The sequence below is a fragment of the Halorubrum sp. SD612 genome (assembly GCF_002135005.1).
The window spans coordinates 1-4754 of sequence record NZ_NEWI01000172.1 but is presented as its reverse complement, the minus strand read 5'-3'; the positions used below and the strand labels follow the sequence as shown (position 1 = coordinate 4754).

General features: G+C 70.5%; 2 protein-coding genes and 1 pseudogene. 2 read left to right on the top strand and 1 reads right to left on the bottom strand.

The features are described from left to right. A partial coding sequence (locus B9G38_RS14290; RefSeq protein ID WP_143415482.1) for a DUF402 domain-containing protein occupies positions 1-480 on the top strand: 480 nt, incomplete at its 5' end. Positions 481-663: 183 nt separating this feature from the next. Beyond that, positions 664-4500: a glycoside hydrolase family 97 catalytic domain-containing protein gene (locus tag B9G38_RS14285; RefSeq protein WP_086220813.1), complete on the top strand. Its 3837-nt coding sequence runs from the start codon at positions 664-666 to the stop codon at positions 4498-4500. 48 nt (positions 4501-4548) lie between these two features. Here B9G38_RS14285 and B9G38_RS14280 read toward each other — a convergent pair. Continuing rightward, a pseudogene (locus B9G38_RS14280) lies at positions 4549-4754 on the bottom strand (hypothetical protein); the annotation flags it as partial.

The following is a 4754-nucleotide window of genomic DNA, read 5'->3' as shown; positions in this document are numbered from 1 at the left end:
GTCGTGGCCGACGCGTTCGGCCCGCGCGAGGGCGACGCGCTCCGGATCGACCACGGGAAGCCCGACGGCCGGCTGATCACCCTCGGCGAGGGGACGGTGACGGGAGTCGACGCCGACGGGACCGTCACCGTCGAACGCGAGATGACCGGCGGGGGGACCTACGACGGGCTCGGCGTCGACCGCGAGGCCGGCGACGTCGCCGAGACGAGCCTGAAGGAGGGGCGCTGGTGGTACCCGACGACGTACCGCGGCCGGGACGGGACGGTCCGCGGGACGTACGTCAACGTCTGTACGCCCGTCGAGGTGTTCCCCGACGCGGCCCGCTACGTGGACCTCCACGTCGACGTGATGAAACATCCCGACGGGACGGTCGAGCGCGTCGACGACGAGGAGCTGGCCGAGTCGGTCGCAGCCGGCACCCCCGAGGCGCTGGCCGAAAAGGTGCGGAGCGTCGCGTCGGCGCTGGAGAACGCGCTGTAAGGCGGATTCCTCTCGGAACGGTCCGCTCCCACGGGGTCGTCGACTCGGTCGTTTCGAAATCCAATCACTTCGATTCGTTACAATAGCATTATTATTCATCGCATACACGCTGCGGACGGAATGCGTGAGAAACGATCACAGCAAACGTTTGACGGCGCGACGCGGCGGGGGTTCCTCGGGAGCGTGGGGGCGCTGGTCGCCGCCGCGGCCTACTCGCGAGACGTGTCGGCCGACGACGCCGCGCGAGTCGACAACGAGGCGGACGACCCGGTCCAGACGGTCGAGTCGCCCGACGGATCGATCGCGGTCACGGTCGACGTCACCGGCGGAACCCCGACCTACGAGGTCGCTCGCGGCGGCGAAACGTACGTCGGACCGTCGACGGTCGGGTTCGACTTCCGGAATCAGCCGTCGTTCGGCGCGAGCGCCGACGGGGAGTCGGGCCCGGTGACGGTTACGGGCACCGAGCGCGAGTCGGCGACCGAGGAGTGGGAGCCGGTGTGGGGCGCGTACGAGGAGGTGTCCGCGGAGTACCGCGCCCTGAGCGTCGGGCTCGCCGACGCCGCCGGGGACGCGGACGGGTCGGGCGCCCCCGCGGCGGACGCGCGGACCGCGACCCTCCAAGTGCGCGCGTTCGACGACGGGGTCGGCCTCCGGGTCGTCCTCGGGGAGGGGTTCGCGAGCCACTCGGAGAAGGCGGTGATCGACTCGGAGAACACCGGCGTCGACTTCGCGGCCGACTACGACGCCTGGTGGATCCGAAACGAGGTAACCAATCCGCGGTTCGAGCAGGAGTACGCGGAGACGCCGCTGTCGGAGATACCGGCCGGGAGCCGCGAGACGCGGCCGACGGACACGCCGACCCGGACCGGCGCGCACACGCCGCTGACGGTGGACGCGGGCGACGCGTACCTCAGCGTCCACGAGGCGAACCTCGACGACTACGCGGCCGCGACGCTCGCGCCCCGGAGCGACGACGGGGGGACGGCGTTCGCGACCGAGCTCACGCCGCTGCCCGACGGGTCGCGGGCCTCGCTCGACCTCCCGGCCGCGACGCCGTGGCGGACGATACAGGTCGTCGACCGGCCGGGCGAGCTGATCGAGTCGCAGCTCGTCCCGCTGCTCGCCGACCCGCTCGACGAGTCGGCGCTGCCGACCGCGGGCGGCGAGCCGGACGCCGACTGGATCGAGCCCCGCAAGTACGTCGGCATCTGGTGGACGATGATCGCGGGGCAGGCGAACTGGGAGTACAAGTCGGACGACGAGATCGTCGGGAACGACGGAAATCCCGCCGCGTACGTCCACGGTGCGCGGACCGAGCGCATGAAGCGGTACATGCGCTTCGCGAGCGAGAACGGGATCGACAGCGTGCTCGTCGAGGGGTGGAACGAGGGGTGGGACACCTATCCCGGGGACGGTACCGGCTTCGGCTTCGGCGTCGACGACTCCTATCCGGACTTCGACGTGCCCGAGGTGACCGACTTCGGCGCGTCGCTGCCGGACCCCGTCGAGATGACGATCCACAACGAGACGGCCGGTAACATCCCGCAGTACGAGGCCGCGATCCTCGACGAGGACGTGTTCGCGGGGTACGAGGCCGAGGGGATCAACTCGATCAAGAACGGGTACGTCTCGGACCCGGGGCTCGGCATCGACGGCGACGGCGCCGAGCCGACCCACAACCAGCACAACCAGCTCGCGGTGAACCACCACCGGCTCGCGATCCGTGAGGCGGCCGCGAACCGTCAGCTGCTGGAGATCCACGAGGGGATCAAGCCGACCGGCGAGATCCGGACCTACCCGAACGTGGCGAACCGCGAGGTGGTGAAGGCCCAGGAGTACGACGGGTTCGGCCAGCTCGGATCGAACGTCGGCCGCGACCACCACGTCACGCTCCCGTTCACGCGGAACCTCGCCGGCCCGGTGAGCTTCCAGCCGGGTATCTTCGACGTGACCTTCGGCGACGACCGCGGCGACCAGGTCCAGACGACCCGCGCCAAGCAGCTCGCGATGTACCCGACGTACCTCAGCGGCCTCCAGATGGCCGCCGACCGGATCGAGGGGTACGTCGACGAGACGTTCGAGGTGGGCGAGGGGCTCCAAGCCGCGGCTGGCGAGCGCGACGGACTGGTGACCGACGACACGTGGCGGGACGCGTTCGGCACGAACCACGTCGCCGTCGACCCTAACCGCGCACCGAGCGGCTCGTCGGTGACGTACGTCGTGCGCGGCGTCGAGGAGCCGGGGACATACGACCTCCACCTCCGGTACGCGAGCGCGCCGGAGGAGAACGCGCAACGCGTGATCGACGCCGGCGGGCCGCGAGCGACGCTCCGCGTCGGCGACGCGAGCCGGACGATCGAACCCGACTCCACCGCCTACTGGGACGACTGGCGGGTGTTCACGACCGGGGTGGAACTCGACGCGGGCGACACCGAGATCGCGGTCGAGCTCGACTACGAGGACGGCGGAGACGGGTTCACCGGCGACGTGGGGGGATTCAACCTCAACGCGGTCGCCGTCACCGAATCGGGCGAGCCCTCCCCGATCCCGGCCGAGTACGAGGGGTACGTTCCGGAGAACGAGAACTTCGACGCGAAGCCGGAGTTCTCCTTCGTCGAGTCCGTTCCGGCCGCCGGCTGGGACGAGACGCGCGTCGTCGGCGCCGCGATCGGCGGCTACCTCGCAATCGCCCGCCGGCACGGCGACGAGTGGTACGTCGGCGTCATGACCGACGGGGCGGGCCGCGCGGTCAACGTGCCGCTCGACTTCCTCGCACCCGGTAAGTCCGGGGACGCGCCGGGGCACGGCAACGGTGGCGGAAAGGGGAAAGAGAAGGGGAAGAATAACCGGAACGGCGGCGGCCGCGACGGCCCGAAGTACGTCGCGGAGATCTACTCGGACGCGATCGGAGGAGGCGTCGACGCCGACCCGACCGGGGTCCGGATCGACGAGGCGATCGTCACCCCGAGCACGACGCTGCTCGCGTCGCTCGCGCCGAGCGGCGGAACTGCTGTCAGGTTCCGTCCGGCGCGGGGCCGCGAGATCGGTCGACTCCCGGAGTACGAGCCGCCGGAACAGGACATCTCGATCGAGATCGCGGAGGAGGCCGACCTCGACGAGTCGTTCATCGCGGGGACGGGGTCGAACGACGCCGGGTTCGTGGGCGGCACGAACGTCGAGATCGTCGTCGACGGCGAGGTCGAGACGCTCGCCAACGTCCGGCTCCCGCCGAACGCGACGGACGAGACGGTCGAACTCGGCTACCGGATCACGGCGATCGGCACCTACGACGTCGCCGTTCGCGACCCGGAGACCGACGAGGAGCTCGCCACGGAGACGGTTACCGTCGCTCCCGGCGACGTCGTCGCCGAGCTGACCGACCCGAAGCGCGACGACGACGGGCCCGGCGAGTACGTCTACCCGACGGACGGTGCGTTCCGAGACGGCGCGTTCGATCTGCGCTCATTCCGCGTCTTAGAGACCGAGAAAGAGTACCGGTTCGCATTCGAGGTTGAGAACCTCTACGACGCGTTCGGCGGCGACTTCTCGCCGCACTACTTCCTCGTCTACTTGCGCGATCCCGACGCGAACGGCGGCCGCACGAGCGCGCTGGACGATCTCGGGCTCACCGCCGAGTTCGGCGCGCCGTGGCAGTACCGGATCGACGCCAGCGGCTTCGCGAAAGGGATCACCGACGCCGACGGCGGAGACCTCGGCACGCCGGAGGTGTTCGTGAGCTTCGAGTCGAACACGGCCGTCGTCTCGGTGCCGAAGTCCGCGGTCGGCGGCGACATCTCTGGCTGGGAGGTGGCGCCGGTCGTCGGCTCGGAGGACCGCGGCAACTTGCGCGCGGTCGCCGAAGAGGCCGGGACCTTCGTCTTCGGCGGCGCGCGCGAGGGCGCGGCCGGGAACGCGCCGCGGGTCGTCGACCTCGTGACGCCGGACGGCGTCTCGCAGGCCGACGCGCTCGACTACGGCCCCGATTCGCTCGCGTCGCTGCCGTTCACGTCGCTATAAGAGAGGCGGCGGAATCGAGAGGCCTCGCGGCGGGACGGCCCGCCGCGTTCAGAAGTGATTCGCGGAGTCGGTCTCGTGGCGGAGCTCGCCGCCGCGACCGCCCTCGACCGTCGAGGCGCCCTGATCGCCGGAGGAGGCGGTCCGCACCGTCACGTTGTCGACCTCGTCGAAGTCCATGATGAGGTCGCGGCGGATGTTGTCGGCGGTGATGTTCGAGATACCGCAGCCGGAGCAGGTGCCGCCGAGCTCGACGA